General features: G+C 40.2%; 25 protein-coding genes. 16 read left to right on the top strand and 9 right to left on the bottom strand.

Annotation, left to right across the window (positions count from 1 at the left end):
• Positions 1–20: 20 nt before the first annotated feature.
• Positions 21–185: a hypothetical protein gene (locus tag H6G76_RS15310; RefSeq protein WP_190701935.1), complete on the bottom strand. Its 165-nt coding sequence runs from the start codon at positions 183–185 to the stop codon at positions 21–23.
• 86 nt (positions 186–271) lie between these two features.
• Here H6G76_RS15310 and H6G76_RS15315 point away from each other — a divergent pair, with 86 nt between their 5' ends.
• The 8 genes from H6G76_RS15315 to H6G76_RS15350 all read left to right on the top strand — a co-directional run bounded on the left by H6G76_RS15315 (position 272) and on the right by H6G76_RS15350 (position 9,856).
• Positions 272–796 (top strand): SRPBCC family protein, encoded by a 525-nt coding sequence (locus H6G76_RS15315; protein WP_190701938.1) that lies wholly within the window; start codon positions 272–274, stop codon positions 794–796.
• A 242-nt stretch (positions 797–1,038) separates the two neighbouring features.
• On the top strand, positions 1,039–2,112 hold the full coding sequence (locus tag H6G76_RS15320; RefSeq protein WP_190701941.1) for an Mrp/NBP35 family ATP-binding protein: 1,074 nt from the start codon (positions 1,039–1,041) through the stop codon (positions 2,110–2,112).
• 275 nt (positions 2,113–2,387) lie between these two features.
• Positions 2,388–3,767: a rod shape-determining protein RodA gene (gene rodA, locus H6G76_RS15325; RefSeq protein ID WP_190701944.1), complete on the top strand. Its 1,380-nt coding sequence runs from the start codon at positions 2,388–2,390 to the stop codon at positions 3,765–3,767.
• Positions 3,768–3,869: 102 nt separating this feature from the next.
• The gene (locus H6G76_RS15330) at positions 3,870–4,067 is read left to right on the top strand and encodes an NAD(P)H dehydrogenase subunit NdhS (protein WP_190701949.1); all 198 of its coding nucleotides are present in this window, start codon (positions 3,870–3,872) and stop codon (positions 4,065–4,067) included.
• A 66-nt stretch (positions 4,068–4,133) separates the two neighbouring features.
• Positions 4,134–4,790: an HAS-barrel domain-containing protein gene (locus H6G76_RS15335; RefSeq protein WP_190701952.1), complete on the top strand. Its 657-nt coding sequence runs from the start codon at positions 4,134–4,136 to the stop codon at positions 4,788–4,790.
• A gap of 150 nt (positions 4,791–4,940) precedes the next feature.
• Complete coding sequence (locus tag H6G76_RS15340; RefSeq protein ID WP_190701954.1) at positions 4,941–7,076, top strand: cation:proton antiporter; 2,136 nt, start codon at positions 4,941–4,943, stop codon at positions 7,074–7,076.
• Positions 7,077–7,369: 293 nt separating this feature from the next.
• The gene (locus H6G76_RS15345; RefSeq protein ID WP_190701957.1) at positions 7,370–8,305 is read left to right on the top strand and encodes a UDP-glucuronic acid decarboxylase family protein; all 936 of its coding nucleotides are present in this window, start codon (positions 7,370–7,372) and stop codon (positions 8,303–8,305) included.
• Positions 8,306–8,464: 159 nt separating this feature from the next.
• Positions 8,465–9,856, top strand: a complete 1,392-nt coding sequence (locus H6G76_RS15350; RefSeq protein ID WP_190701960.1) for a UDP-glucose/GDP-mannose dehydrogenase family protein — start codon at positions 8,465–8,467, stop codon at positions 9,854–9,856.
• Positions 9,857–9,982: 126 nt separating this feature from the next.
• On the opposite strand, the gene H6G76_RS15355 is transcribed toward H6G76_RS15350, so the two are convergent.
• Positions 9,983–11,716 carry a fasciclin domain-containing protein gene (locus H6G76_RS15355; protein ID WP_190701963.1) on the bottom strand — a complete coding sequence of 578 codons (1,734 nt, stop codon included), beginning with the start codon at positions 11,714–11,716 and terminating at the stop codon, positions 9,983–9,985.
• A gap of 828 nt (positions 11,717–12,544) precedes the next feature.
• Here H6G76_RS15355 and H6G76_RS15360 point away from each other — a divergent pair.
• From H6G76_RS15360 to H6G76_RS15370, 3 genes are all read left to right on the top strand, one after another.
• A complete protein-coding gene (locus H6G76_RS15360; RefSeq protein WP_199337392.1) occupies positions 12,545–13,297 on the top strand; it encodes a hypothetical protein in 753 nt (250 codons plus the stop codon).
• A gap of 102 nt (positions 13,298–13,399) precedes the next feature.
• Positions 13,400–14,167, top strand: a complete 768-nt coding sequence (locus H6G76_RS15365) for a DUF1350 family protein (RefSeq protein ID WP_190701967.1) — start codon at positions 13,400–13,402, stop codon at positions 14,165–14,167.
• A gap of 162 nt (positions 14,168–14,329) precedes the next feature.
• A complete protein-coding gene (locus tag H6G76_RS15370) occupies positions 14,330–15,466 on the top strand; it encodes a SpoIIE family protein phosphatase (RefSeq protein WP_190701970.1) in 1,137 nt (378 codons plus the stop codon).
• Here the strand turns inward: H6G76_RS15370 and H6G76_RS15375 are convergent.
• The 4 genes from H6G76_RS15375 to H6G76_RS15390 all read right to left on the bottom strand — a co-directional run bounded on the left by H6G76_RS15375 (position 15,463) and on the right by H6G76_RS15390 (position 18,379).
• Positions 15,463–15,789, bottom strand: coding sequence for an STAS domain-containing protein (locus H6G76_RS15375; protein ID WP_190701973.1), 327 nt, complete (start codon positions 15,787–15,789; stop codon positions 15,463–15,465). The genes H6G76_RS15370 and H6G76_RS15375 overlap by 4 nt on opposite strands.
• Positions 15,790–16,749: 960 nt before the next feature.
• Positions 16,750–17,406 carry a nucleotide exchange factor GrpE gene (locus tag H6G76_RS15380; RefSeq protein WP_190701976.1) on the bottom strand — a complete coding sequence of 219 codons (657 nt, stop codon included), beginning with the start codon at positions 17,404–17,406 and terminating at the stop codon, positions 16,750–16,752.
• 82 nt (positions 17,407–17,488) lie between these two features.
• Positions 17,489–17,980 carry a Dps family protein gene (locus H6G76_RS15385; RefSeq protein ID WP_190701979.1) on the bottom strand — a complete coding sequence of 164 codons (492 nt, stop codon included), beginning with the start codon at positions 17,978–17,980 and terminating at the stop codon, positions 17,489–17,491.
• Positions 17,981–18,115: 135 nt separating this feature from the next.
• Positions 18,116–18,379 carry a ParB N-terminal domain-containing protein gene (locus H6G76_RS15390; RefSeq protein WP_190701982.1) on the bottom strand — a complete coding sequence of 88 codons (264 nt, stop codon included), beginning with the start codon at positions 18,377–18,379 and terminating at the stop codon, positions 18,116–18,118.
• A gap of 115 nt (positions 18,380–18,494) precedes the next feature.
• Here H6G76_RS15390 and H6G76_RS15395 point away from each other — a divergent pair, with 115 nt between their 5' ends.
• The gene (locus H6G76_RS15395; RefSeq protein WP_190701984.1) at positions 18,495–20,159 is read left to right on the top strand and encodes a SpoIID/LytB domain-containing protein; all 1,665 of its coding nucleotides are present in this window, start codon (positions 18,495–18,497) and stop codon (positions 20,157–20,159) included.
• 186 nt (positions 20,160–20,345) lie between these two features.
• On the opposite strand, the gene H6G76_RS15400 is transcribed toward H6G76_RS15395, so the two are convergent.
• Positions 20,346–20,645: a ferredoxin gene (locus H6G76_RS15400; RefSeq protein WP_190701986.1), complete on the bottom strand. Its 300-nt coding sequence runs from the start codon at positions 20,643–20,645 to the stop codon at positions 20,346–20,348.
• Positions 20,646–20,893: 248 nt separating this feature from the next.
• Positions 20,894–21,193 (bottom strand): ferredoxin, encoded by a 300-nt coding sequence (locus tag H6G76_RS15405; RefSeq protein ID WP_190701989.1) that lies wholly within the window; start codon positions 21,191–21,193, stop codon positions 20,894–20,896.
• A gap of 351 nt (positions 21,194–21,544) precedes the next feature.
• Here H6G76_RS15405 and H6G76_RS15410 point away from each other — a divergent pair, with 351 nt between their 5' ends.
• The 3 genes from H6G76_RS15410 to H6G76_RS15420 all read left to right on the top strand — a co-directional run bounded on the left by H6G76_RS15410 (position 21,545) and on the right by H6G76_RS15420 (position 23,788).
• Positions 21,545–22,555: a Gfo/Idh/MocA family protein gene (locus H6G76_RS15410; RefSeq protein ID WP_190701992.1), complete on the top strand. Its 1,011-nt coding sequence runs from the start codon at positions 21,545–21,547 to the stop codon at positions 22,553–22,555.
• Between the two features lie 5 nt (positions 22,556–22,560).
• Positions 22,561–23,343 carry a type I methionyl aminopeptidase gene (gene map / locus H6G76_RS15415; RefSeq protein WP_190701994.1) on the top strand — a complete coding sequence of 261 codons (783 nt, stop codon included), beginning with the start codon at positions 22,561–22,563 and terminating at the stop codon, positions 23,341–23,343.
• A 253-nt stretch (positions 23,344–23,596) separates the two neighbouring features.
• Positions 23,597–23,788, top strand: a complete 192-nt coding sequence (locus H6G76_RS15420) for a hypothetical protein (protein WP_190701997.1) — start codon at positions 23,597–23,599, stop codon at positions 23,786–23,788.
• Between the two features lie 212 nt (positions 23,789–24,000).
• On the opposite strand, the gene H6G76_RS15425 is transcribed toward H6G76_RS15420, so the two are convergent.
• Positions 24,001–24,789, bottom strand: a complete 789-nt coding sequence (locus H6G76_RS15425) for a hypothetical protein (protein ID WP_190702000.1) — start codon at positions 24,787–24,789, stop codon at positions 24,001–24,003.
• An 80-nt stretch (positions 24,790–24,869) separates the two neighbouring features.
• Between H6G76_RS15425 and H6G76_RS15430 the strand changes: the two genes are divergently transcribed.
• Positions 24,870–26,045 carry a sigma-70 family RNA polymerase sigma factor gene (locus H6G76_RS15430; protein ID WP_190702003.1) on the top strand — a complete coding sequence of 392 codons (1,176 nt, stop codon included), beginning with the start codon at positions 24,870–24,872 and terminating at the stop codon, positions 26,043–26,045.
• Positions 26,046–26,056 lie beyond the last annotated feature (11 nt).

Here is a 26,056-nt window from a genome sequence, read left to right on the forward strand (position 1 = left end):
GTATAGGCTTGTATATTGACTCAGTTTTTTTGTAATTCTTGATGGAGATATTCTGGTGTTAAACCAACTTCTGGCAAAGTAGTATATGCCTTACCGATGATGGTGATGCCCTGCAAGCCTTGGTTTTCAGCCCTAACAATCTTGCTATCATCTATGCCAATCGGTGCTTGCTCTGCCGAAAGCAATATTGAGAAATGTTACATATGGGCAAAAAATAATTGCTCACCATACCAGAGTTACCAGCAAGTTTGTAGCGAGGAGGATTAGGCAAATGCGAGGTTGGTTATCTAAATTCATCCACCGCAAACGTCGTCGGTTTTGTGCTTCCCTGGTACGGACGTATCGAGAGATTAGTGACGCTTCAGTAGATGAACTGTGGCAGAAAGTAGTTGACTTAACAGATGTGTCCTGGCATCCTCTACTCAAAAGTACTAATGTCCCCTACGGATTAGTACCCAAACCAGGATTAATTTATCAAGCTGTCACACGCTTTTCGCCATTTCCCGTCCACATTTTTGTGGAGCGAGTCAATCCCAGAGAACTGCTGAGTGTGCGAGTGCTAGCAATTCCTGGTGTGGAAGAACGAATTACTTATCAAGTGGAATCGACAGTGTGTGGTACGTGTTTATCTTATTCTGTAACACTGCGCGGTTGGTTATCTCCTTTGATTTGGTCATTTTCTCGCCCTTATGCGGATCGGGTGGCACGTTCTTTAGTTGAAGCTGTAGAAAATGCCGCAGTGCAAGCGGTAGCCGGTAAGAAAAAATCCCTTAATGATAGTTGTTTTGATTTTTAGAAATTGGGGAGTGGGGAATAGGGAGTAGGGGGCTAGGGGCTAGATACTAGACGCTATAGGAAAAATGAATGGGGTGGGAAAAGTTATTTTATAACCTCTACTCACCACTCCTCACTGCCTACTCACTACTCACCACTCCCCACTCCCTAGCCCCTATCTCCCAATTCCCAAGAAAGTTAAGATTCTATTAGGTAAGAATAAGAATTTCTTAAATTTTTTACGGCGGTAATGCTGAAAACACTATGTACGATGTCCTTGATTCCCGTTCTGTCTTAGAAGTATTGCGGCCTGTGCAAGACCCAGAACTCCGTAAGAGTCTGGTAGAACTAAATATGATCCGCAACGTAAAAATTGACGGTGGCAAGGTGAGCTTGACTTTGGTTTTAACCACACCCGCCTGTCCTTTACGTGAATTTATTGTCGAAGATTGTGAAAAAGCTGTTAAAAAATTACCAGGTGTTACGGAAGTCAAAGTAGAAGTCACAGCAGAAACGCCTCAGCAAAAAAGTGTACCCGATCGCAATGGTGTTCCTGGTGTTAAAAATATTTTGGCTGTTTCCAGTGGCAAAGGTGGTGTAGGTAAAAGCACGGTAGCAGTGAATGTGGCAGTCGCTCTCGCTCAAACAGGCGCGAAAGTTGGCTTGCTGGATGCTGATATTTACGGCCCCAACGATCCTACGATGTTGGGATTGGGTGATGCTCAAATTACCGTCCGCTCTACAGAAAAAGGTGAAGTTTTAGAACCTGCTTTTAATCATGGGGTCAAATTAGTCTCAATGGGCTTTTTGATTGATAAAGATCAGCCTGTGATTTGGCGTGGCCCGATGCTGAACGGTGTAATTCGCCAATTTCTCTATCAAGTGGAATGGGGAGAGCTAGATTATTTAATTGTCGATATGCCACCAGGTACTGGTGATGCCCAGTTAACTTTAACCCAAGCTGTACCAATGGCTGGAGCCGTAATTGTTACCACACCCCAAACAGTCGCTTTGTTAGATGCCCGTAAAGGATTACGGATGTTCCAGCAAATGAACGTCCCAGTTTTGGGAATAGTAGAAAACATGAGCTACTTTATTCCCCCCGATATGCCAGATAAACAGTACGATATTTTTGGTTCTGGTGGCGGTTCTAAGACTGCCAATGAGTTGGGCGTGCCGTTGTTAGGCTGTGTACCCTTAGAGATTTCTACTAGGGTTGGTGGTGATAGTGGTGTGCCAATTGTTGTTGCTGAACCTGATTCTGCTTCTGCCAAAGCATTAAAAGCGATCGCTCTCGCTATTGCTGGTAAAGTATCAGTCGTTGCATTGACAGCATAAATTGGAATTTGGTCTGATTCCTGGGCAGTTGCCTGGGAATACAGATTATGAATATTGAGGAAAATTCCAAATCTAAAAGTTAAAATTTCCCTCAAGCAATCTAGCAAATCCTATATTAAAAGTTACTTATAGTCTTTATGAATAAATTCAATGCTTGATCGACGTGATTATTTATTTTATCTCGGAAAATTAATACTGAATTAATAGTTTAATATTCTGAGATTGTTTGTTAATCAGTAAATTCTAAATTCCATAATTAAGTATAAACATACACAATGTTATTAAAACGTTCAGTCCCCAAATTTCGTTGGAAGTCTTGGGTAAAACCTTGGCAGCAAGTAGATTGGTTGTTATTTTTCTTGCCTGTTGCTGTCAGTATGTTTGGCGGTCTCATGATTCTGAGTACAGAACTAAAACAGCCTGTCACTGACTGGTGGTGGCACTGGTTAGTAGCTGGCATCGGTACTTTCATAGCGTTGTTTTTAGCTCGTATCCGCTATGACAATCTGCTTCAGTGGCATTGGGTGACATACGGACTCACTAATATGAGCTTGATTGCGGTAATGCTGGCTGGTACTAGTGCCAAAGGCGCACAGCGATGGATTAGTGTCGCAGGTTTTAACGTCCAACCGTCAGAATTTGCCAAAATAGGCATAATCATCACCTTAGCGGCCTTACTGCATAAGCGGACAGCTTCTTCTTTAGACAATGTTTTTCGTGCCTTGGCAATTACTGCTGTTCCGTGGGGATTAGTGTTTTTGCAACCAGACTTAGCAACATCACTGGTATTTGGAGCGATCGTTTTGGGGATGCTTTACTGGGCTAATGCTAACCCTGGCTGGTTGATCCTATTGATTTCGCCTGTCATCTCCGCCATTCTGTTTAGTATTTCTTGGCCTTTATCTGAGCCAATAGACTTATTGAATGTACTAGTTTCTGCACCTGTAGGATTTAAAGAGATCGCTATTGGTCCTTTAGGATTTCTCAAAGAAATAGCTTTGAGTCCTTTAGGAGTAATTTGGGCATTTGTCATGGCAATTGTTGGTTGGCAAACACTCCCTTGGCGGCGATTTGGTTTGGGTGCTATTGGTGCTTGGACTCTCAATATTCTGGGTGGTGAATTAGGTGTTTTTGCCTGGAACCATGTTTTGAAACCGTATCAAAAAGCGAGACTCACCGTTTTTACTGACCCTGATCATGATCCTCTCGGTGCAGGTTATCACTTAATTCAATCCCGGATTGCTATTGGGGCTGGAGAAGTGTGGGGGTGGGGTTTATTTAAGGGGCCAATGACCCAACTAAACTTTGTACCTGAACAGCATACAGACTTTATTTTCTCAGCTGTAGGTGAAGAATTTGGTTTTATTGGTTGTTTAGTAGTTTTGTTGGTCTTTTGCTTAATTTGCTTGCGTCTGTTGTACGTAGCGCAAACAGCCAAAGATAACTTCGGTTCATTATTGGCTATTGGTGTTTTGTCGATGATTGTGTTTCAAGTAATTGTTAACGTGGGTATGACTGTTGGTTTAGCACCTGTGGCGGGCATTCCTCTGCCCTGGATGAGTTACGGACGTTCTGCAATGCTGACCAATTTCATCAGTTTAGGAATAGTAGAATCAGTAGCAAACTTCCGACAACGACAGAAGTATTATTTATGAGTCACATAGTCAATAGTCGATAGTGTTATTGCAAAGGACAAATGACTAATGACAAAGGACAAGTATTAAGCTATTAACAGTAAATCAGCGAGAGTAAAAATCATGATTCTGCCTGGAGCAACTGTTCGTGTCAAAAATCCCGCAGATACCTACTATCGCTTTGAAGGACTCGTTCAACGGGTGAGTGATGGCAAGGTAGCTGTCTTGTTTGAAGGTGGTAATTGGGATAAACTAATTACCTTTCGTCTTTCAGAGTTAGAACTGGTAGAGACCACTGCCGGGGCTAAAAAAGCAAAATAATTTAGTCAAAGGTCAATAGTCCAAAGCTTTTGACCTTTGACCATTGACTCTTAACTCAGCACTATCATGCGCCTTCCTTTACCACAGTTTACGACAAGCGATCGCCACCCTAACCACATTGCGGAGGTGATCGAGACTAGCACTACCGAATTTTTAGCACAGTGCTTAGAACCGGAAGACTTGAGTTTTCCGGCAATGCCACCTTTTGGTAGTTGGGTTTGTGCTGTGGATGAAGAGTCGGGCAATAAAGTGTATGCTGTGGTTTCTTATGCCACAACCATGCCCATTGATTCTATACATCGGGCTGTGGCTCTGGGGTTGTCGTTGCAAGATTTACGTGAAGAACAACCCCAGATTTTTGCCATGCTTAAAACTGAATTTCGGGCAGCGATTGTTGGCTTTACGCCACCGTCCCCAAATCCCACGGAAATTCCCAGAGTATATCAGTATCTACCGCCTCGTCCGCCGCAAATTCATCAAGCTGTTTATCGATGTGAAGGCGAAGCAATCATTAAATTTACGGAAGAACTAGATTTTCTGCGTACATTATTAAGTGTAAACGGTGCGCCAGTTGAGTCATTAACCGCAGCTGCTATTCGTGATGTCTACCAGTTACGCAAAGCTGATAGAGAATGGCTTGTCAAAGCAGGACGAATGCTAAGTGTGCTGTTAAAAGACGACTACGATCGCTTACGTTTTATTTTAAGTCAAATCCACCCATAGGTAGTTCGTTCTTAGACAATTGCCTAGTTAGTGTAAGATCAGATGTTTTCTTCTCTACCAGGGTGGCTCTTATATTTATTAATACAGATTATTGAGCGATCGCCATTAAGGTCATCGCCACTTCACCGTCGCCCCCTTAAGTTCTAACCTATGGAACCAGTATCACAAGTTCTGGCTCTAGAACTAAATTACCCTGTTCTTGGCCAAGAACCAGTTGTTCCCTTTGCAATTTTGCTCTTGGTGATTTTAGTCGTACCCATCCTGTTTGAGCGACTAAGACTACCAGGGATAGTTGGTTTGGTATTTGCTGGGTTAGTCCTGGGGCCATCAGGCTGGAATTTATTTAATGCTAAATTGCCAATGATTAATCTGCTATCTAACATTGGCTTAATTTATTTAATGTTTGTAGTAGGTTTAGAACAAGAGCTAGGACATTTACGCAAAAATATACAGCGTTCTTTGGGATTTGCAAGTTTTACCTTCTTTGTTCCCTGTGTAACAGGAATCTTGTTAGGGCGGATATTTGGCTTTGGTTGGAATACATCTATATTCATCGGCAGCTTATTTGCTTCTTATACTCTTTTGGCATACCCGATTATTAGTAGTTTGGGAGTTGTCAAAAATCCAGCTGTTAGTGCCACTATTGACGCTACGATATTTACTGATATCAGCACTCTTGTAGTATTAGCTGTTTGTCTAGTCAGTTTGCAAACAGGTGTATTCAACCTGCCTAATTTACTCACCTTGTTAGGTCATATAATCATTTATTCAGTAATTATTTTGGTAGGGTTTGATTGGGCAGGGCAGGAATTTTTTCGTCGGTCAGGAGATGATGAAGGTAAAAAGTTTTTGTTTGTGTTGCTGGCTGTATTTGTAGCCTTATTAGGTGCTGAATTTATTGATATAGAAAAAATTTTAGGTGCATTTTTAGCTGGTTTGGCAGTGAATGAAGTAGTAGATGAAGGGCCAACAAAAGATAAGGTAGTATTTGCTGGCAGTGTTCTATTTATTCCGATTTTCTTTATTAATATTGGTTTATTAATTGATTTATCTGCTTGGTTGAGAAGCATTACTACTTTAAAGTTGATGGTGCTAGTTGTAGTTGGTGTCATTGTTAGCAAATTTATAGCAGCTTTGTTAGCAAAACTTTTTTACCGCTACAATTGGCAGGAAATGTTAACTATGTGGACTCTATCAATGCCCCAGTTAGGTACAACCCTAGCGGCTACTCTAGTGGGATATCGTGCTGAGTTGATATCAACTGAAGTATTTCACAGTGTAGTTGGATTAATGTTGATTACATCGACTTTGGGGCCGTTGCTTACTAGTCGTCTAGCGGTATCTTTAACACCTACAGCTATTTTAGAAACCGTACAATCAAATTTAATTGCACAAAAAACTGAAGAAAAGCAGAGTAGTTTTACTATAGTTGTTCCTATATATAATCCTCATACACAGCAGCATTTAATTGAGATGGCGGCATTATTAGCCCGTCAAGCAAAGGGCAAAATTATCCCTTTAAATATCGCTACGACTACGGCTCATATGGATGCACCACAGCTAGAAGCATCTTTGCAACGAAGTGAGCGGTTACTAGCGAAAGCTACAGTTCAGAGTCGAAACTTAGGAGTAGAAGCAGAACCTCTGCTACGGATCGATGATGCCTTCGCACTGGGAATTAGTAGGGCGGCTCGTGAACAAAAAGCTAATTTAATTGTTATGGGTTGGGGTAAACGTACAGGCTTAAGAGCGCGTTTATTTGGCAATGTGGTTGATAGTGTGTTGTGGTCAGCGCATTGTCCTGTAGTGGTGACACGTCTGGTAGAATCACCCCACAAAATTCAGCGCATTTTAGTCCCACTCGAAAACTTAACATCCCCGACATTGCAACCTGTACAGTTTGCCCAAATGCTAGCAGAATCGAATCAAGCGCAAGTAACAGTGTTGAATGTATGCGATCGCCACACTAGTTCCAGTAAAATTGATAGCAAGCGATCGCAACTTGCTGCTTTAGTCTCCAACTTAGCTCTGCAAAACTCTCCAGAAGTTCAAATTATTGCTCATGAAAATGTTGCCCAAGCAATTTTGCAGGCAGCAAGACTATATGATTTAGTAGTGTTACCTTTTATACGCAACCGTAATAGTCCTGGTAGTTTAGCCATCAGTGATGTTAGCACTCAGTTAGCAAGACAACTTACTTGCTCTGTCGTCATGCTGGGAGAACCACAACGTACTCAAATTAGCATCAACTCTAAAAAAGTTATTAATACTAAATCTGTTGTGTAAAAAGTTTCGCCTCTTGAAGATTGAGCATCTGAGTTTTTACACGAAACTTTATTTTGTTGAAGATTTGATGAATTCTTCAGTATAAATGCTCAATGCTGATATAAGGTTTGCTATTTTGCTAGAGGAACTGTCCTGCTGTTAATTCTTGTAACAAAATTACATACATAAAGACTTGGTAAATCCGCAAATATATTCTGAATTAGCTCTGTTCGCCCTGCATTTTTGTGTATCAGCTGGGTACTCTAAAACAAGCTAAACAGCCACTAGTAGTATCTGAAAGTATTAAGAAAACTATGAGAATTTTGGTGACGGGCGGCGCTGGGTTTATTGGTTCCCATCTGATTGATCGATTAATACCCGAAGGGCATGAAGTAATTTGCTTAGATAATTTTTATACTGGTCATAAACGCAATATTCTTAAATGGATGGGTCATCCAAATTTTGAGTTGATCCGCCACGATATCACCGAGCCAATTCGCTTAGAAGTAGATCAAATATACCATTTAGCCTGTCCAGCCTCTCCCGTACATTATCAGTACAACCCAGTTAAAACAGTAAAAACTAACGTGATGGGTACGCTGAATATGCTGGGGTTAGCTAAACGTGTAAAAGCTAAATTCTTGTTAGCTTCAACGAGCGAAGTTTACGGAGACCCAGAAGTTCATCCTCAAACAGAAGAGTATAGAGGTAATGTTAATACTATTGGTCTGCGTTCATGCTACGACGAAGGCAAAAGAATAGCAGAAACTTTAGCATTTGATTACTACAGACAAAATAAAGTTGAGATTCGAGTAGCTCGCATATTTAACACCTACGGGCCACGGATGTTAGAAAACGATGGTCGGGTAGTAAGTAATTTGGTTGTGCAAGCATTGCGAGGTATTCCGTTAACTGTGTACGGAGAAGGTACTCAAACTCGTAGTTTTTGCTACGTATCAGACCTAGTAGAAGGACTGATGCGGTTGATGAATGGAGAATTCACAGGCCCGGTCAATTTAGGTAATCCTGACGAATACACTATCTTAGAATTGGCTCAAACTGTGCAGAATATGGTAAATCCAGATGCGGAAATAAAATTTGAGCCATTACCTTCTGACGATCCGCGTCGCCGTCGTCCCGATATTACAAGAGCAAAGACTTGGTTAAATTGGGAACCTACCATTCCTCTACAAGAAGGGTTAAAACTGACAATAGAAGATTTCCGCGATCGCATTAACAGCGAGAAATAGGATTTAAGCTTCACAGCAGTTGAGACTGCACTGGCTTTCAAAACAGGTCTGATTCTATCTATAGCTTGTTTTGAGGGACTGGTTAATTGATAGTTGTATTGGTGTCATATTGGCAACTTCCTTTTGAAGAGCAACCCAAGAAAGCGAGGAGTTTAAAAAATGCGTGTTTGTGTAATAGGTACTGGTTACGTTGGTTTAGTTACAGGTGCTTGCTTGGCTCACATTGGGCATGATGTGGTTTGCATAGACAATAACGAAGAGAAAGTCAAGCTCATGAAATCTGGGCAATCGCCCATTTTCGAGCCAGGTCTGTCAGAAATTATGCAGTCTGCCATTCAAAGTGGCAATATTCAGTTTTCCACAGACCTCGCCGCAGGGGTAGCCCACGGCGAAATTCTTTTTATTGCAGTTGGTACACCACCTTTACCAACTGGCGAAAGTGATACCCGTTATGTAGAAGCTGTAGCACGTGGTATCGGAGCCAATCTCAACGGTGGTTATAAAGTAATTGTCAACAAATCCACAGTACCTATCGGTTCTGGTGACTGGGTACGGATGATTGTTTTAGATGGGATTGCTGAACGTCAGAAAGTGCTTGTACCAGCAGGTGGCGCGCCTGTTGAAGATAAAGTGCCAGAAATTGCATCACATTTTGATGTCGTTAGTAACCCAGAATTTTTGCGTGAAGGTTCAGCAGTCTATGACACCTTCAACCCCGATCGCATTGTTCTAGGTGGTAACAGCCCTAGAGCAGTTGCAATGATGCAAGAACTTTATGCTCCAATTGTTGAACGCAAGTTCGCTGCTGATCAATCTTTACCACCTGTACCTGTACTAGTTACAGACCTCAGTTCGGCAGAGATGATCAAATACGCTGCTAACGCTTTCTTAGCAACCAAAATTAGTTTTATTAACGAAGTTGCTAACATCTGCGATCGCGTCGGTGCTGACGTGACTCAAGTAGCCAAAGGTATCGGTTTAGACTCCCGCATTGGTAACAAATTCTTGCAAGCTGGTATTGGTTGGGGTGGTTCTTGCTTCCCCAAAGACGTTTCCGCTTTGATTCACACTGCTGACGACTATGGTTATGAAGCTGAATTGCTCAAATCAGCAGTTAGCGTTAACGAACGTCAGCGTTTAATTGCTTTAGAAAAACTTCAACAAGTCCTGAAGATCCTCAAGGGTAAAACTGTTGGTCTACTCGGTCTCACCTTTAAACCTGATACCGATGACTTACGTGATGCTCCCGCACTCAACTTAATTGAGCAACTCAACCGCCTAGGAGCTAAAGTCAAAGCTTACGACCCAATTATTTCCCAAACAGGAATGCGTCATGGTCTTTCTGGCGTACTAGTAGAAACTGATGCTGAGAGATTAGCTGATGGCTGTGATGCTTTAGTACTCGTAACCGAATGGCAGCAATTTAGCCATTTAGACTATGCCAAGATGGCAAAATTAATGAATAACCCTGTAGTTATTGACGGTCGTAACTTCCTGGATCCTGAAACAATGGTAAGAGCAGGCTTCCAATACGTCGGTGTAGGACGGTAGAAATCTTAGAAGAGAATAGGGAACAGTTTCTCGTTTCCTCTCTTAAACAAAGGTAACTCCAATAAAAGAGACGCGGGCGATCGCGTCTCTTTTGATTTGGCAGGAATATACTAATCTCAGCCCAACTTAGAAGTTGTAGCCTACACCCAACATCAAACCGACATCAGTTTCATCCAAGAACGCTGCATTAACTGCACCATTCAAAGTAAAGCGATTGCCTAAGGGAACGTCTACACCACCAGTTAACAGCAATGCTATGTCAGCATCGTCGCTAGTTTCGATAGCCACACCAGCACCTATATAAGGAGATATTGGGAAGCGTTGATTACCTGTAGGATCGACGGAACGTGGAGCAAAGTCGAAAGTTACAGGTATTAAAACTATGGGGTCGTCTCCAAATACAGCTGAGGGACGTGCTGATATAGTCCGAGTTAAACCGATTTTGCTCATTACTGCAATGTTACCTTCGCTGAGAGCAGAATCGCCACCCAAACCAATATTACCGGCAACTCCAACATAGCTAGAGCCACCGCGAGTAGATCTACCAGGATCTACAGCAGGTGTAGTTCCACCCGGAGTGGTTTCTCCTGGTTGTTGGCTAACATTCAAGTTAGGTGGAATTAGAACTTCATTAATTACGTGGATTACACCGTTGCTAGCTTGAACATTTGGTTGAATAACTGTCGCATCGTTAACTGCGATTTGATTATTAGCACTGTCAACTTTGATATTTACAGATGCTTCTTCAACCGTTTTCAGTTCTCCAGCCGTCAGCTGACTAGCAGTTAATTGGCCAGGAACCACATGGTATGTTAAAATCCTCCGCAATAATTCTCTATTTTCTGGCTGCTGTAGTTGTTGTACAGTGCCAGCAGGTAAAGCGGCAAATGCTTGATCTGTAGGAGCAAATACTGTGTATGGGCCTCCTTGTTGCAGAGTTTCTGCTAACCCAGCCGCTTTGATTAGAGTAGTTAAAGTACTAAAAGAATTATTAGACGCAGCAATAGAAACGATATCGTTACCAGTTGTGCCAGTAGTACCAGCCGCTACTATATATTGACTTGCGGGAAGATTGGCAGCCAAAGGTTGTGCTTGTCCCTGTCTAACTAGAGCTTGATACAATAACGCTGCGGCTTCCGCACGGGTTAAAGGTGTTTGAGGATTAAGCTGTTTGACATCTGGATAGTTGACAACAATGTTAGCTTGAGTGGCTGCGGCTACACTATTTACTGCGTAGTTAGGAATTGCGGAAGCATCTGTGTAATAAGTATTCAGAATATCTGATGCTGAACCTGAATTGCTAGCAGTTAAATTTAAACCACTTGACAAAGCAGTGATTGCCTGAGCTTTTGGAATTTGCTCATTGGGACGAAACGTATTATCAGGATAACCACTCATAAAACCTGTTTCGTAAGCTTCTTTAATCGCAGAAGCCGCCCAATAATTAGCAGGTACATCTCTAAATCCACTGGCACTGAGTTGCCGAACTGCATTCTGATTAAAAGCTTTTTGAATCATTGCCGCAAATTCAGCACGAGTCACAGCTTGGTTGGGTCTAAAAGTCTGATCTGGAAATCCAGTAATTACATTTCTTGCGGCTAGTGCTTGAATAAATGGGCCACTCCAGTAATCTGTACCAACATCAGAAAAATTAGCAGCAGCAGGCGCGGCAGATGGAGTATTTGTATCAGGAGTTGTTGTACCAGGAGTGGTATTTGGATCTGTAGTAGGAGTTGTAGATGGAACAGTAGTTTGGGCTAAAGTTGGGGCGGAAACTACTATCGGACTGATCGTAGCAGTTGTTACTCCTAAAGCTAGTAAAGTTGCACGTATTAATGACCAATGAAACGAGCTGCCCATTAAAATTCCCTCCAGACAAAAATTAGGTAGAAATATTGAAAATCAAAATATTTCATGAAGATTGGCTTGTAAATCTAATACCACATATTAATTCAATTATTTAGAGTGGTATTTGGTAGCTTTATATACTCATTTAGTTAAATGAGTATATACCTTTCCTGCTTTTTCAGAAATATATGATTCTAGCTATGTTGATACATAACATTTAGTAATACTTAGAGTTTAAAACCGACAGAGTACTCATATGTAATTATTTCGATTTAATTTCAATTCAACAACTAGCTAAAGAATACTTTTTTGGCTATATAACTTCATACTTTAGATAGTTGTATATTATGTTAAAACGCCTGGAAACTCACCATAAATAGGTAATTCGGCTGAAATCGGCAGATTTATATCAATATAAATCTGCTGCGTCTGGCGAATCTTAAAATTCGGCAAGTAATTGTTGATGCTGGCACTTATTTTATTATTGATAGTCACCCAGTTATTCTATAAGAAGCAGAGTTGTTGATAGCGATCGCCATAAATCTAGACTATCTTATATGTAGATTTTTAAGTTCTAAATGACTGAGTTTGTCAAAAAATAATTTTGTTAGATTAAGGTTAAATTAGCCATCTTTAAAGCTAACTAGATAGCTTAACTTCTAATTCATTGGTTGAATATGGTATTTTTCGGCACATTCTATTCAACAATAATTTTGATTACTCAGTATCACCTTGTACCTAAACTAATTTTTTATTGAATAATTTAATTAAAAATTTTTACCGAAATTACCATTTAGTTAGCCATCCCGACATTGGCTTGTTATATTGTACTAAATAACTATGTATGTGATTGTGGGGAAAGCTGTGCGTAATGATTTACATGGTTTAGAAATTAGTCCAAAAGAACTACAACAATTAACTAATTTACCTGTTAAGTATCAACTAGTTTTAATTACCAATCCTCTTAAAGGGTTTAGTAAACAAATTTTATATAAAATGAAAGGTTCAGAAGGAGCTACTGTAATTTTTATTAGCTTCTCTATATTTGTGTTTAGCTATCTAATTTTTGATATCGTTATTAGGTTATTTGCTAATTGGGTAACAATCCCATCTTGGATATTATTATTAATCTTGGGCTTGGTTGGCAGTGCTGTAATGCAGGGAATTTTTTATGGGGTATGGCGCAATGCCTTAAAAACGTTAAAAAAGAGTATGACTTACTCTCTAGAAATTCTCTTAGATGATGTAGAGAGATATAATTCTATAATTAGAGCGATAGATATTAATGACCAAATAGAAGACGCTGGCAATCCAGATGTTACTATCAAAGAAAGAGACAGGGTAATTGCAGCACTGAAACTCACTAGAGCCGATTTAGTACGGGCTTTAAAAACAGAAAGAATTTTGCGAGAAAATCAAAATTTCATTCTTGGTAACACTGAGCTATTTGCCAATAATCTAGCAAATTTAACAGCAATGCAAGTTACAGAAAAAGCTACCGAACATGGCAAGTTATTAAATGAAGCATTGCAGATTGCTTTAGATGTACAGTATGAAATGAAAAAATTACAAAGTCACGGGGGAGATCTGTAAACAGTCCCCAATTTTAATTTTTAACCGGTCGAGATGCCCAGCATTACAATTACCGATCTAACATAAATAAGTGTAAATTAAATTAAGCGATCGCCTACAGGCATGGACTGGAAAGAAATTAGAGGTAACTGGGTACTCATTCCCCAAAATCCCATCGGGATTATACATTTTTTAGGAGGCGCGTTTGTCGCCACTGCGCCACACCTGACTTACCGTTGGTTATTAGAACAGTTAGCCAGTAAGGGATATGTTGTCATCGCTACTCCCTTTGTGAATACATTAGATCATATAGCGATCGCTCAATCTGTACTGCTGAACTTTGAACGTACTCTAGAACGCTTGCATGACTCTGCTTTACTGCGTAAGCTTTATCTCCCCACCTATGGTATTGGACACAGCATGGGTTGCAAACTCCATTTGCTTATAGGTAGCCTTTGTCCTGTAGACAGAGCCGGAAATATTTTAATATCCTTCAATAATTATGCTGCTAAAGATGCTATTCCTTTAGTAGAGCAGTTAAATTCTGCTTTGACGATTGAGTTTACGCCATCACCATTAGAAACGAACAAAATTGTGCAGGAAGGTTATAAAGTCCGTCGTAATTTATTAATTAAATTTAATAACGATACCCTCGACCAATCAGCAGTTTTAACCAAAATTTTACAACAACGCTTTCCAGAGATGGTGACGGCACAAACATTGCCTGGAAGCCATACAACCCCATTGGGACAAGACATCAAATGGCAACCAGGAACTTCATTTACTCCCTTTGATGCCTTTGGGCAATGGTTTAAGCAAGAGGTATATCGAGACTTAAATCAACTCAGACGTGCGATTCTTTTGTGGCTGAATCCTTTGTCATCACCATAAGTTGTTATTAACCTTGAATTACTAGCAAAATTATGAATAATTGGGATAGGTTATTCAAATATTAGATGACAGTTAGACAGGTTGATATTCAGACTGTTAAAAAGCAATATAATCACTAACCTATCCATCTGGGATTGTCAATAATTATTGATAATATTTTATATGTTCCAAATATTAGTAATTGATGATGATTATACTATACAAATATTTCTCAAAAGGTTGTTAGAAAAACAAGGTTATCAAGTAATTACTGCCAGCAATGGTAAAGAAGGAATTGCCAAAGCAACTACTTGCCACCCAGCACTAATTATTTGTGATTGGATTATGCCAGTACTCAATGGGCTGGAAGTATGTAAGTATATTAAATCTGACCCCGATTTATCAACCAGTTTTTTTATTTTATTAACATCTTTAGACTCAGTTGCCGATCGCGTCAAGGGATTAGATGCGGGTGCAGATGATTTTATCTCTAAACCTATAGAACAAAATGAATTAAAAGCCAGAGTCAGGGCAGGATTACGGCTGCATCAATTAAGTCGAGATTTACAAACCCAAAAACAGCTTTTAGAAACAGAATTAGCCGAAGCAGCAGACTATGTGCGATCGCTTTTACCTCTACCCATAACTGAACCATTACACATCAATTCTTATTTCATTCCTTCACGCCAACTCGGTGGTGATTGTTTTGATTATTACTGGCTAGACTCTAATTATTTAGCAGTTTATTTATTAGATACTGCTGGACATGGGCTGAAAGCGACACTCCCATCTATTTCTGTACTAAATTTGTTGCGTTCCCGCGCCCTTAAAGGTCTAAATTACTATCAACCTAGTGAAGTAATTACAGCTTTAAATGAAACCTTTCAGATGAATTACCAAAATGATAAATATTTTACTATTTGGTACGGTGTTTATAACGTGGCTAAACGGCAATTAACTTATGCCAGTGCTGGGCATCCCCCAGCAATATTAATCTCAGGCCAATCTCCAAATAAATTAGAAGTTCAACTATTAAGAACTCCTGGTATGCCTGTTGGGATGTTTCCTGAAGCAAAATACGTTGATGCTTACTGTGAAATTGAAAATTTTAGTAATCTTTATATTTTTAGCGATGGTGCTTACGAAATTACGAAGACAGATGGCACACTTTGGAGTCTGGATGGTTTAATTCAAATTCTGACGAGCATACAAAATACTATTGATTGCCCCCTCGAACAGGTATTGAATTATCTCATCGCTTTAAACTCCAAAGAGGCTTTTGAAGATGATTTATCAATCTTACAGATTAAATTCGATTAACTCTTGGAGAGTACAACTTGATGAAACTCATCTTGACTAGGGAAAATTTCAATCACTTTATCCATACCAGTCAATTCAAATAAGATTCTTACTTGTTCATTAATAGAGCAGAGAACTAATTTAGTGCCTGCTGCCCTTAATGTTTTGAAGGCTAATACTAAAGAACCCAGTGCAGAACTGTCCATAAAAGTTACATCCTGACAGTCAACTAGAACAATTTCTGCACCACTATCTTGCAGGAGAGTAATATTTTCTCTTAATTCGTGTGAATTTGCGTTATTAATAATGCCGTTCAGCTTAATAACTTTCACTTGCTGATTCATATTATTTTATCTCCGATTGTTGTAAAAAAAAACTGAGGTAATTTTGCTAGTATTATATACTAATAACCAATTTGATAAAAACTAGCAAAAAAATCTACCTATTATTAGCTAATTGCTAAAAAAACTATTGCTGATAGGTGGGTATTTAAAATACATATTTTAATTTTAGGAATAACCCAAAAAATATTAAAGGTTAATAGCAAATTAAGAAGTATCCATAGTTTTATTTACTTAATTACGTAAGAATACCATAAAGACATTACTCAACAAACTTTAAATTCACTTAGTAATTTAAAGTTTGCATTTAATTTCTGCAAAGTTTGATGGAACTATAACTTATCAATAAGCTCAGCAAGTTAGATATATAAACATAACTGAGCATGGGAAATAGTTTTTGTATCAGTTGCACCAGAACAGGGTTAAAAAAACTAATATTACGTGAAATCAACTAAAATTCTAAATTATTAGAAGGTTAACTACCGCCTGATAACACAACTCATCTATACTAAAAAGCCAAATTTTTCTATGTGGCAACTTTAGGGGATAATAGTTATTGCGTATTTTCAAGGATCACGATCAGTCTGTAATTAAAATTGAGTAATCTATAATGCACCTGTGTTGTATCCAATAATTTAATTTTTTAGTTGCTTTCTCTAGCCTAATTAATATTCATCAGCATTTCAGCCCTTAATTCCTGAAAGGTTAATCTATTAAAGTTGCTCAGTTTTTTTGAGAAAAGCACCTTCATTTTTTATTATTCCCAATATTTGTAATTTTATTAACAAAGATTTTTGCTGCTAAGGGACTTCCAACTAAAAAAATATCCACTCATTAGGGGTAGCAGAGGGAGAAAAAGATTCTTTTTCAATATCTTTGATGGTTAATGATTGAATAATTTAATTTCTGGAAGTCCCTAAAAATAAAGAGTTGAGATGCAATTTTCAACTTCGTAAATCTTTGTTATGTGGGTTGCACTTTAGCTCGGTAAAGTAGCTTATCTCCTTGCACATAGCCAGTGTAACGGACTTTGACTAATTCACCTGGCTGTGCTGTTCCTTCTAATAATTGGTGCTTTTGGGGATCGTAAGGTATTTCTGCACCTACAGGTGCGATCGCTTCTACACCCCAATTCTGTAAAAGTTTTTTCAGTGGATTCTCGACTAACGGTAGTATCTTCACCGCCTCTAGCTGCGGATTTTCTCGTGCTTTTTGGGCAGCTGCGGGGAACTGCAATAACAAAGATTCCAGCAGTTGTAAACTCGACTGCTGGAATTGTTGGAGTAGTAGCTCTCGCTGTTGTTCTATTTGTAATTGCGATCGCTGATATTCTTTTTTTAAATCTGCAATCTCTTGTAACAACTGCTGAGTAGATACTCCATTACCTTGGCTCAAATTGGCTGTTGAAAAAGTCGTTACTAATTCACTTAAAGATAACTGGAGAACTGATGACAACTTCAACAGCACATCTACTCGCATTTGCGCCACTTCTCCCCGTCGCAACCGCAAGATTTGCCGCTCTGAGACACCAGCCGCTTTACTCAAAGCTTTAAAACTCGTAATCTCAACCTTTTGGTTTAAATCTTGCAGTTTTTGGGTGTAATCAGTAGTATTTGCCATTTTTTACTAGAGAATAGGTACTTAAGGATGGGGATTGGTAATTTTCCCTATTCTCTACTCCCCACTCCCCATTCCCTAATTCTTATTCTTCCAGTAAACTTCTCAACATCCAAGCGGTCTTTTCATGAACTTGCATCCGTTGAGTTAATAAATCAGCAGTGGGTTCGTCGTTAACTTCATCTACTACAGGGAAAATAGACCGAGCGGTTCGCACTACGGCTTCTTGTCCTTCAACTAGCAATTGAATCATTTCCTTAGCTTTAGGAACTCCAGGCGTTTCAGGAATCGAACTCAGCTTGGCATACTCACTGTAAGTTCCTGGCGCGGGATAACCCAAAGCTCTAATTCGTTCAGCAATCAAATCTACTGCTAAGGCCAATTCTGTATACTGGGTTTCAAACATGAGGTGCAATGTTTGGAACATTGGGCCTGTAACATTCCAGTGGAAGTTATGGGTTTTTAGATAAAGTGTATATGTATCAGCCAGCAGGCGAGACAAACCTTCAGCAATTTTTGTCCGGCTTTCTTGATCAATGCCGATATTTACATTTTTTACGGTTGGTTGAGATGACATAATTTTCTCCTAAACTTATTATTTGAGAATTAGGACTAGCAAAGATGAAGTTGAAAGGCTGAGTTATGAAATTACCCTTCGGGATACCACCCAAAGGGTGTCTACATACTTCATAATTTACACTTCATACTTTCCCTAAGCTAAGTGCATCTTGAGAACGCTGCGAGGAGCTTTACGGACTCTGGCTAATATGGTGTCTTGGCCAAGACGCTGGCAAGCTTCATAACGGTGGCAACCAGAAAAGCCATAATACTGTCCGTCTACTTCTAGAACATCAATAGGTTCTTGCTGCCCAATTTCTGCAATTGATTCCATTAAGTCTTGGACTTTGTTGGGATCGTTGGCACGGGGCAAGGGACGTTTGATTTGATTTAGTGGGATCTCTTGGACTTTAACCATAAGGAGTTGATTTAACTAATTTTGTTTTGTGCCTCTAAATAAATCATAGTCATTATGACTTCGATTTGCAAGTGATTTGGGTAGCTAAATTGGTAATGGGACTATTGGAGCGTTCATGCGACAGAACCACTACGCTACGAAGCAAATAGAAATGCCCCGACTCAGAACGAAAGGGCAGAATCTAGTCAAGATAAAGTTTTCGTTTTGGCGTTTATCTTACAGTGTAGTAACGGCATTTTGCTTGTTGGGACTGACAGCAGCATCAGGCCCAACCAGCAATGGCAATGATGTGGAATTGAGAGTAGGGATAATACAGAGATTTGGAGAAAAATCAAAGACGAAATTACAACTAGAACCGACAAAAGGCGATCGCTTGCGGTTAAGATTTCAAGCAGGTAACAAGCTGCAAACCATAGTTACCGAAAAACCCGTCAAGCTAGAAACAGTCATGCAAGCCTTGCCAAAACCCCTGGTGGAAGAGGTAGTGGTTTTAGGCACATACCGTACCTTTGAAACAGCAGAAGATAGTGCCAAAAAATGGCGTTCTCAAGGGGTAGAAGTAGAAATATCTCAGCCAGAACGCTGGCAAGTCTGGGCGAAACGCGATGTTTACAGCACTGCTTTACTGCGACGCTTGCTATTTCAGAATGTGCAGGCTTCGGGAGCAAAAATGGCATATGTCGATACTAAAATCCAGGATAAAGTGCCACGGGTCAGTTGGGTAGTCAATGACATCCGTTACAGCCCAAAGGATTTAGCTATTAGTGCTGACAAAAACTTAATTCGGGTTAGTCAAGGTGAAAAACCTGGCACTGGTCGATTATATGCCGGAAGAATGACATTACAGCCCAATGCCTACGGCACATATACTTTAGTTAATGAAGTACAATTAGAAACTTATTTACGTGGTGTTGTACCCAACGAAATTGGAACAAACGTACCACAAGCAGCTTTAGAATCCCAAGCAATTCTAGCTCGGACTTATGCTTTGCGGAATTTGCGCCGATTTGCTGTGGATAACTACCAATTGTGTGCTGATACGCACTGCCAAGTTTATTACGGACTGAGTGGGGCAACAGCCAAAACAGACAAAGCGATCGCTGCTACCAAAGGCATGGTGCTAACTTACAACAACCAGCTAGTTGATGCCTTATATTCTTCAACAACTGGTGGTGTGACCGCCTTTTTTAGTGATGTTTGGAATGGAGAAGACCGTCCCTATTTGCGCCCAGTAGTCGATGCGCCGATTAATTTTTGGAATTTATCGCAACAAAGTTTAGCCGATGAAAAAAACTTCCAGAGATTTATCAGTATGAAGCAAGGCTTCAATGAAAGTAACTGGGATATATTTCGATGGAGAAAAGAAACTCCCATTGAAGATATCGCCAAAGATTTGCAAAAATTTTTGCGTGTGAAAAACAGTCCCTATGCCAATTTTAAAACCATTGAAGCGATCGCAGTGACAAAACGCAGCCCCAGTGGACGCATTCTCGACCTAGCTGTGAAAACCGATATCGGCATATTTACTTTACACAAAGACGAAGTACGTAGTGCCTTTGCCGCACCCGTCAGTACATTGTTTTACTTACAACCTTTAAATAAAGGTAAACCAGAATTATGGGGATATGCTTTTATTGGAGGTGGACTAGGACATGGAGTTGGTTTGAGTCAGACAGGCGCACAAAATTTAGCCAAGCTTGGTTGGTCAACTCCCAAAATTCTTCAGTTCTATTATCCTGGTACGAAAGTTCAAATTTTCAACGATAAAATTAAGCTATGAACTCAGATTAATTAAGCAGTAACACATAAATTTTGTGTTACTGCTTGAGCGTGAATATACTAGAATTTTTGCCAAACAATTTGAAAAAGCACATTTAGGAAGAACCCAATTCTCCCTAGATGTGCAGCTACCATTTTTTCAAATTCAAGAACGTTAGCAACCGATTTTTGTGGAGATACCTAACTTTTAGTAAAGGTCTTCTTCTTGGTGGGTGAGGATTGTACAGTCAGAGGTTGGATAAGCAACACAGGTCAACACATATCCAGCTTCGATTTGATCGTCATCCAAGAAAGATTGGTCAGACTGGTCAACAGTACCACTTTGAATTTTACCTGCACAGGTAGAGCAAGCACCAGCGCGGCAGGAGGAAGGCAAATCTATGCCTTGGTCTTCAGCAGCGTCTAGAATATATTCATCATCTGGCACCTCTATTGTTTTATTTAAGCCTTCAGCTTCGTTAATCAGTGTAACTTTGTAAGTTGCCATTTCAGTATTCCTCTGCTTGATAAACGGCAGTATAAGTTATGCTAAAGCCTGTAAAATCAGGACAATAAAGCAGAAGCAAAAAATTTACTTGTGTTTCTACTCAGGGTGGAAATACTCAAGTAGATTTTTCGTCATACCAAGTTGAAAAAGCACATATACAAAGGAGGGAATTTTGATGAATATGTGCTGCTAACATTTTTCAACTTTTAGAACTCTTGCAAGAGATTTTTTGTGGAGATACCTAACTCTTAGTAAAGTGCTTCTTCTTGGTGGGTCAAGATTGTACAGTCAGAGGTTGGATAAGCAACACAGGTCAACACATATCCAGCTTCGATTTGATCGTCGTCCAAGAAAGATTGGTCAGACTGGTCAATGGTACCACTTTGAATTTTACCTGCACAGGTGGAGCAAGCACCAGCGCGGCAGGAGAAGGGCAAGTCTATGCCTTGTTCTTCAGCAGCGTCTAGAATATATTCATCATCTGGCACTTCTATTGTGGTGTCTAAACCTTCAGCTTCGTTAATCAGTCTAACTTTGTAAGATGGCATTTCCGTATTCCTCTCTTTTGTAAACGGCAGTATAAGTTATGCTAAAGCAGTACCTACGGCTTAACTTATAGGATGAGCCGCTCATGAATATTTACTTCAATTCTGATACTACGGGAAAAATTAAACCATGTAACTCGAAATCGACCACGATTAGTAATGAAATTTAGTTACTAGGGAATAATAAGTTTAGTTTATACGTTAAGTCGTTGAGTAGGAACTTCAAGAACAAGGGTGTATGAGTATATGGGTATATGGGTGTAGGGGTATATGTATTGAAAACCTTTACACACAAACTCAACAACTAATATAAGTGCGTAAGTCCTGCCCTAATGTCTATGTGATTGAGGGATCATGTATAATTCAGAGGCAGTTTTGGGGCAAGCACAAGTGCGTGTCGGCATGGTAGGTACTGGGTATGCAGCAAAATTAAGAGCAGAAGCACTGCTGCAAGATGAGCGAACGCATCTTACCGCAGTTGTCGGCCATACCCCAGAAACAACAGAAATTTTCGCTAAAGAATATCAAATCTCAGCTATCAATTCTTGGCAAGAGCTAGTAGCACGAGAAGATATAGATCTAGTAGTAATATCCACAGTTAATCGAGATCATGGAGCGATCGCCAAGGCTGCCCTGTTGCACGGAAAGCACGTAGTTGTAGAATATCCTCTATCAGTGGATTTAGCCCAGGCAGAAGAACTCATCGCCTTAGCCAAAGCCCAAAATAAATTACTCCATGTCGAACATATAGAACTTTTGGGTGGCTTGCACCAAGCTTTAAAACAAAATATAGACAAAGTTGGCAAGGTGTTTTATGTCCGCTACAGCACCATCAACTCCCAAAATCCTGCACCGCGTAAGTGGACTTATAACCATGAACTATTTGGGTTTCCTTTAATTGGGGCAATTTCTCGATTGCATCGTCTGGTTGATTTATTTGGAAAAGTCTCTACAGTCAACTGTCATCAGCGATATTGGGCAGTAGAATCGGAGTACTATCAAACCTGTCTTTGTATGAGTCAATTGTGCTTCAGCAGTGGGCTGTTAGCACAGGTAATTTACGGCAAAGGCGAAACAATTTGGCAACCAGAGCGGAAATTTGAAGTTCACGGCGAAAAAGGCGGTTTAATTTTTGATGGCAATACGGGATACTTGATCCAGGCGGGAGAAACTATACCAATTGATGTTGGCACGCGCCGGGGTTTGTTTGCCAAAGACACAAGTATGGTGTTAGATCATCTGTTTGATGGCACTCCTTTGTATGTCACCCCAGAACAAAGTTTGTATACCCTGAAGGTGGCTGATGCCGCCCAAAGAGCAGCACAAACAGGGTTAACTATATTTTTGAATGATGCTTTAGATTAAAGTCCATGAAAACCGAAACAATCGTTATTTTATCTTCACGAGAAATTGAAAAAATGCGCCGGGCAGGACGCTTGGCGGCTAAACTTCTAGAGCATCTAGAACCACTAGTGAAACCAGGGGTGAGTACGCTAGAACTCAATGATGAAGCTGAACGCTGGACACAAGCTCATGGGGCTAAAAGCGCGCCTCTTGGTTATAAAGGTTTTCCTCGGTCAATTTGCACCAGCGTCAATGAAGTAATCTGTCATGGCATTCCCAACGCTAAACAAATCCTCAAAGAAGGTGACATTATTAATATTGATGTTACGCCGATTGTTGATGGATACCACGGTGATACATCTAAAACATTTATTGTGGGTAACACCTCTCCAAAGACGCAACAGTTGGTAGAAGTCACCCAAGAGTGCCTTTATCGTGGTATTGCTGAAGTCAAACCAGGGGCAAAAATTGGTGATATTGGGGCAGCAATTCAGGAGTATGCTGAATCTCAGGGTTTTTCTGTGGTACGGGATTTTGTCGGACATGGCATCAGTAATATATTCCACACTGCACCAGACATTCCCCACTACGGCACACGTGGTAAAGGTAAGCGAATCAGACCAGGAATGGTATTTACCATCGAGCCAATGATTAACGAAGGTACTTGGGAAGTAGAAATGTTGGGCGATGGGTGGACGGCTGTGACACGCGATCGCAAATTGTCGGCGCAATTCGAGCATACAATAGCAGTCACAGAAGATGGTGTAGAAATATTAACTCTACCTGAAGATATAGCAGGGGATAGGTGACAGGTTACAGGGGACAGGTGACAGGATACAGGGGACAGAGATAAAAGCCTTTTGGTGTCTAAGTTTTATTATCTGTTGATGTCCTAAGCTATGCTTTAATTATGATAAATAATTTTAGGCACGCAAGCTTTTGCGTCCCTAGCTAAATAATCAGCAGAAACTCTATAATCAAGGGATGAAAATCCTACTTCCTACTCCCTACTCCCCACTCCCTATTTGAGTGATAATTGAGATAGAACTCAATTTACTACTTATGTCCACAGTGTCTTGTACTGGTTGTGTTGTAATTCTCAATCAACAAAACGAACAAAATCTTGCTCACCAACAGCAGTGCCAAGATACACCAATCAATCACAGCAAAAGTAAGGGTAAAAATTGTACTGTGGTTGAGAACGGTCGAGTGGTGGTAATTCCTTCTCAACCTGATGAGACTGCCAAAGAGTAAGTTACTCTCTAAGAGCGCATTTTAGGTTGGGAGAGGGAAGTAAAAAATATGTTTGAACGCAACATGGTTTTATAAAACCTAGACACAGAAAGCAATCCAAAATCTAATACCAATTCGTAATTCGTAATTCGTAATTAAGATGCGTCAGATATGACATGGTTTTCGGGGTTTGAATGTGTTACCTCATTTTAGTGAATTGGTAGAAAATCCGATTACCGCCATTTTTCACTCCAAGCACCTGTGACATTAAACGCACCAGGAACAGGAGTAAACTTCAAGGAACCCCAACCGAAAGTATTACAAATTGGGCCAAAACCTGTACCGCAAACATCACTGGCACCATAGCCATTAAAAGAACGAGTTCCAATGTGAGAATAGGTGGAACCTCCCCAATTACCGTTACCAAACCAAGTGGTGTTATTTGGCCCGACACGGAGAACACAACGCAAGCCAGAACCGCGACGGCTACCTGCGAGGTCAGACACTCTATATTCATCAAAGTAACCACCACAAGTATTTGGTCTGGACAAAGGCTGGTAATTAGTGGATCTAACTAAGTGCCATTCTTCATTCCATGCGCCGGTGACACGAATTGTGGAACCAATAACTTCTACCTTCAAATTTCCTGGAAAGTTATTATGAATATCTTCCCCATTGCCATGAATGTCGGAAGCAAAACCAACAAGATTGGAACTTCTATAAATTGCTTGTCCTACGTGGCGATAGGTTGCACCACCCCAATTACCTTCACCATACCAAGCTAGTTTGGGAATTGTGGTTCCTGGTCTGCCTTCACTAAATTTAACGCAGCGAATACCAAACCCTTGGCGGTTATCTAGGGGTTTGACAATATATGTACTAAGATGAGGGCCGCAGCTAAAGTTTGCTGTTTTTACTAAGTCCAAATTTCTGATTAAAGGTACTTGGGCAAAAACACTGCTGGCGGTAGATATGGCAACTAAACTACCAATAGTAAAAGATTTTATTGCGAGCCGAAACATAATTCAATTCCTTGTAGTAAAGTTTGTGCAGGCTTCGTTGAATGCCTGTACTTTTCCTTTAGGTCGGCTTCTAGTTTTTTATGCAGCCTCGACAAAGCATTATTGAAATTTTTTCAACTTTCGTGCAGTTTGAAGCCGATCGCTTCAGTTGTTGGGCGACGGAATCACGCTTGCGTCGCAGCATTCAAAGTTGTCTTCAACAAATACCAAAAGAAAATTTAGAAGATTTTTGGGTATTGTATTGGTATAAGTTATGGCAAGATTTAACAGCCTCATCCTTAGCAAAACAGCATCTCACGGCTTATTTACAAGAACCTTGTTATTGGATATCCCAAAAAACTTGCGCTGGTTTCGCCAGTAGCCAATTCAAATTATCTGATTGTTTTCAAATTGCGATCGCCCAAGTTGAACGTGTCCTCAAAGGTTTTAATCCTCATCAAAGCAGTACTTTTAAAAACTATGCCAGTCTGATTTTTGGCAGTGCTATCCGCGAAACTCTGCGTCAGCGTCAAGAAGTCGATATCTGTAGCGATTGGGGTTTGTTACGCAAAACCAGTCAAAAGCGTTTGGCAGAATCTTTGCAAAATGCTGGTTTATCTCTTGATACAATTCGCGCCTACACTTTGGCTTGGAATGCTTTCAAAACTCTCTATGTTCCCACAAAAGCCAGTAACTCTCGGCAATTATCTCGACCTGATGATAGCACTTGGGAAGCGATCGCTCAATCTTACAATTCCCAAAGCACGCAATCTACAAACCCTCAAACTCTGGAAAAGTGGCTATTAAGTGCGGCGAAAGCTGTCCGCAAATATCTTTATCCTTCTCCGGACTCTCTCAATGTCTCCAAAGGTGGTGATGATGGGTTTGAGTTACTGGATAATTTACCAGGGGTGCAAGAATCTTTAATTAATGAAATTGTTGCCCTAGAAGAAGAACAAGCTAGGAATTCCCAACGAGGTGAAATTAACCAAGTATTAACGACTGCGATCGCTCAATTAGAAGTGCAAATCCAACAAATATTGCAACTATACTATGCACAGCAACTTAATCAAGATGCGATCGCTAAACAACTAGACATCAAACAGTACACTGTTTCGCGGCGACTGACAAAAGCGAAAGAGGTTTTGCTGCGGTCTTTAGCTAACTGGTGCAAAGATAGCTTGCATATTTCTGTGACATCAGACTTACTCAAAAGTATGAGTGCTGTAATGGAAGAGTGGCTGCAAAATTACTATATGGCAGGAGGCAGGAGGTAAAAGTTTTACTA

Source organism: Nostoc sp. FACHB-152 (assembly GCF_014697475.1).
Taxonomy (GTDB): Bacteria; Cyanobacteriota; Cyanobacteriia; order Cyanobacteriales; family Nostocaceae; genus Nostoc_B.

What these genes read in the sequence shown, in the direction of transcription:
- H6G76_RS15395 (WP_190701984.1), top strand. Translation starts at nt 18,495, where the DNA reads ATGCGACAGAACCACTACGCTACGAAGCAAATAGAAATGCCCCGACTC.
- H6G76_RS15370 (WP_190701970.1), top strand. Translation starts at nt 14,330, where the DNA reads ATGTTCCAAATATTAGTAATTGATGATGATTATACTATACAAATATTT.
- H6G76_RS15320 (WP_190701941.1), top strand. Translation starts at nt 1,039, where the DNA reads ATGTACGATGTCCTTGATTCCCGTTCTGTCTTAGAAGTATTGCGGCCT.
- map (WP_190701994.1), top strand. Translation starts at nt 22,561, where the DNA reads ATGAAAACCGAAACAATCGTTATTTTATCTTCACGAGAAATTGAAAAA.
- H6G76_RS15375 (WP_190701973.1), bottom strand. Translation starts at nt 15,789, where the DNA reads ATGAATCAGCAAGTGAAAGTTATTAAGCTGAACGGCATTATTAATAAC.
- H6G76_RS15330 (WP_190701949.1), top strand. Translation starts at nt 3,870, where the DNA reads ATGATTCTGCCTGGAGCAACTGTTCGTGTCAAAAATCCCGCAGATACC.
- H6G76_RS15350 (WP_190701960.1), top strand. Translation starts at nt 8,465, where the DNA reads ATGCGTGTTTGTGTAATAGGTACTGGTTACGTTGGTTTAGTTACAGGT.
- H6G76_RS15400 (WP_190701986.1), bottom strand. Translation starts at nt 20,645, where the DNA reads ATGGCAACTTACAAAGTTACACTGATTAACGAAGCTGAAGGCTTAAAT.
- H6G76_RS15410 (WP_190701992.1), top strand. Translation starts at nt 21,545, where the DNA reads ATGTATAATTCAGAGGCAGTTTTGGGGCAAGCACAAGTGCGTGTCGGC.
- H6G76_RS15315 (WP_190701938.1), top strand. Translation starts at nt 272, where the DNA reads ATGCGAGGTTGGTTATCTAAATTCATCCACCGCAAACGTCGTCGGTTT.
- H6G76_RS15405 (WP_190701989.1), bottom strand. Translation starts at nt 21,193, where the DNA reads ATGCCATCTTACAAAGTTAGACTGATTAACGAAGCTGAAGGTTTAGAC.
- H6G76_RS15335 (WP_190701952.1), top strand. Translation starts at nt 4,134, where the DNA reads ATGCGCCTTCCTTTACCACAGTTTACGACAAGCGATCGCCACCCTAAC.
- H6G76_RS15390 (WP_190701982.1), bottom strand. Translation starts at nt 18,379, where the DNA reads ATGGTTAAAGTCCAAGAGATCCCACTAAATCAAATCAAACGTCCCTTG.
- H6G76_RS15360 (WP_199337392.1), top strand. Translation starts at nt 12,545, where the DNA reads ATGTATGTGATTGTGGGGAAAGCTGTGCGTAATGATTTACATGGTTTA.
- H6G76_RS15365 (WP_190701967.1), top strand. Translation starts at nt 13,400, where the DNA reads ATGGACTGGAAAGAAATTAGAGGTAACTGGGTACTCATTCCCCAAAAT.
- H6G76_RS15340 (WP_190701954.1), top strand. Translation starts at nt 4,941, where the DNA reads ATGGAACCAGTATCACAAGTTCTGGCTCTAGAACTAAATTACCCTGTT.
- H6G76_RS15420 (WP_190701997.1), top strand. Translation starts at nt 23,597, where the DNA reads ATGTCCACAGTGTCTTGTACTGGTTGTGTTGTAATTCTCAATCAACAA.
- H6G76_RS15355 (WP_190701963.1), bottom strand. Translation starts at nt 11,716, where the DNA reads ATGGGCAGCTCGTTTCATTGGTCATTAATACGTGCAACTTTACTAGCT.
- H6G76_RS15345 (WP_190701957.1), top strand. Translation starts at nt 7,370, where the DNA reads ATGAGAATTTTGGTGACGGGCGGCGCTGGGTTTATTGGTTCCCATCTG.
- H6G76_RS15425 (WP_190702000.1), bottom strand. Translation starts at nt 24,789, where the DNA reads ATGTTTCGGCTCGCAATAAAATCTTTTACTATTGGTAGTTTAGTTGCC.
- rodA (WP_190701944.1), top strand. Translation starts at nt 2,388, where the DNA reads ATGTTATTAAAACGTTCAGTCCCCAAATTTCGTTGGAAGTCTTGGGTA.
- H6G76_RS15380 (WP_190701976.1), bottom strand. Translation starts at nt 17,406, where the DNA reads ATGGCAAATACTACTGATTACACCCAAAAACTGCAAGATTTAAACCAA.
- H6G76_RS15430 (WP_190702003.1), top strand. Translation starts at nt 24,870, where the DNA reads ATGCAGCCTCGACAAAGCATTATTGAAATTTTTTCAACTTTCGTGCAG.
- H6G76_RS15385 (WP_190701979.1), bottom strand. Translation starts at nt 17,980, where the DNA reads ATGTCATCTCAACCAACCGTAAAAAATGTAAATATCGGCATTGATCAA.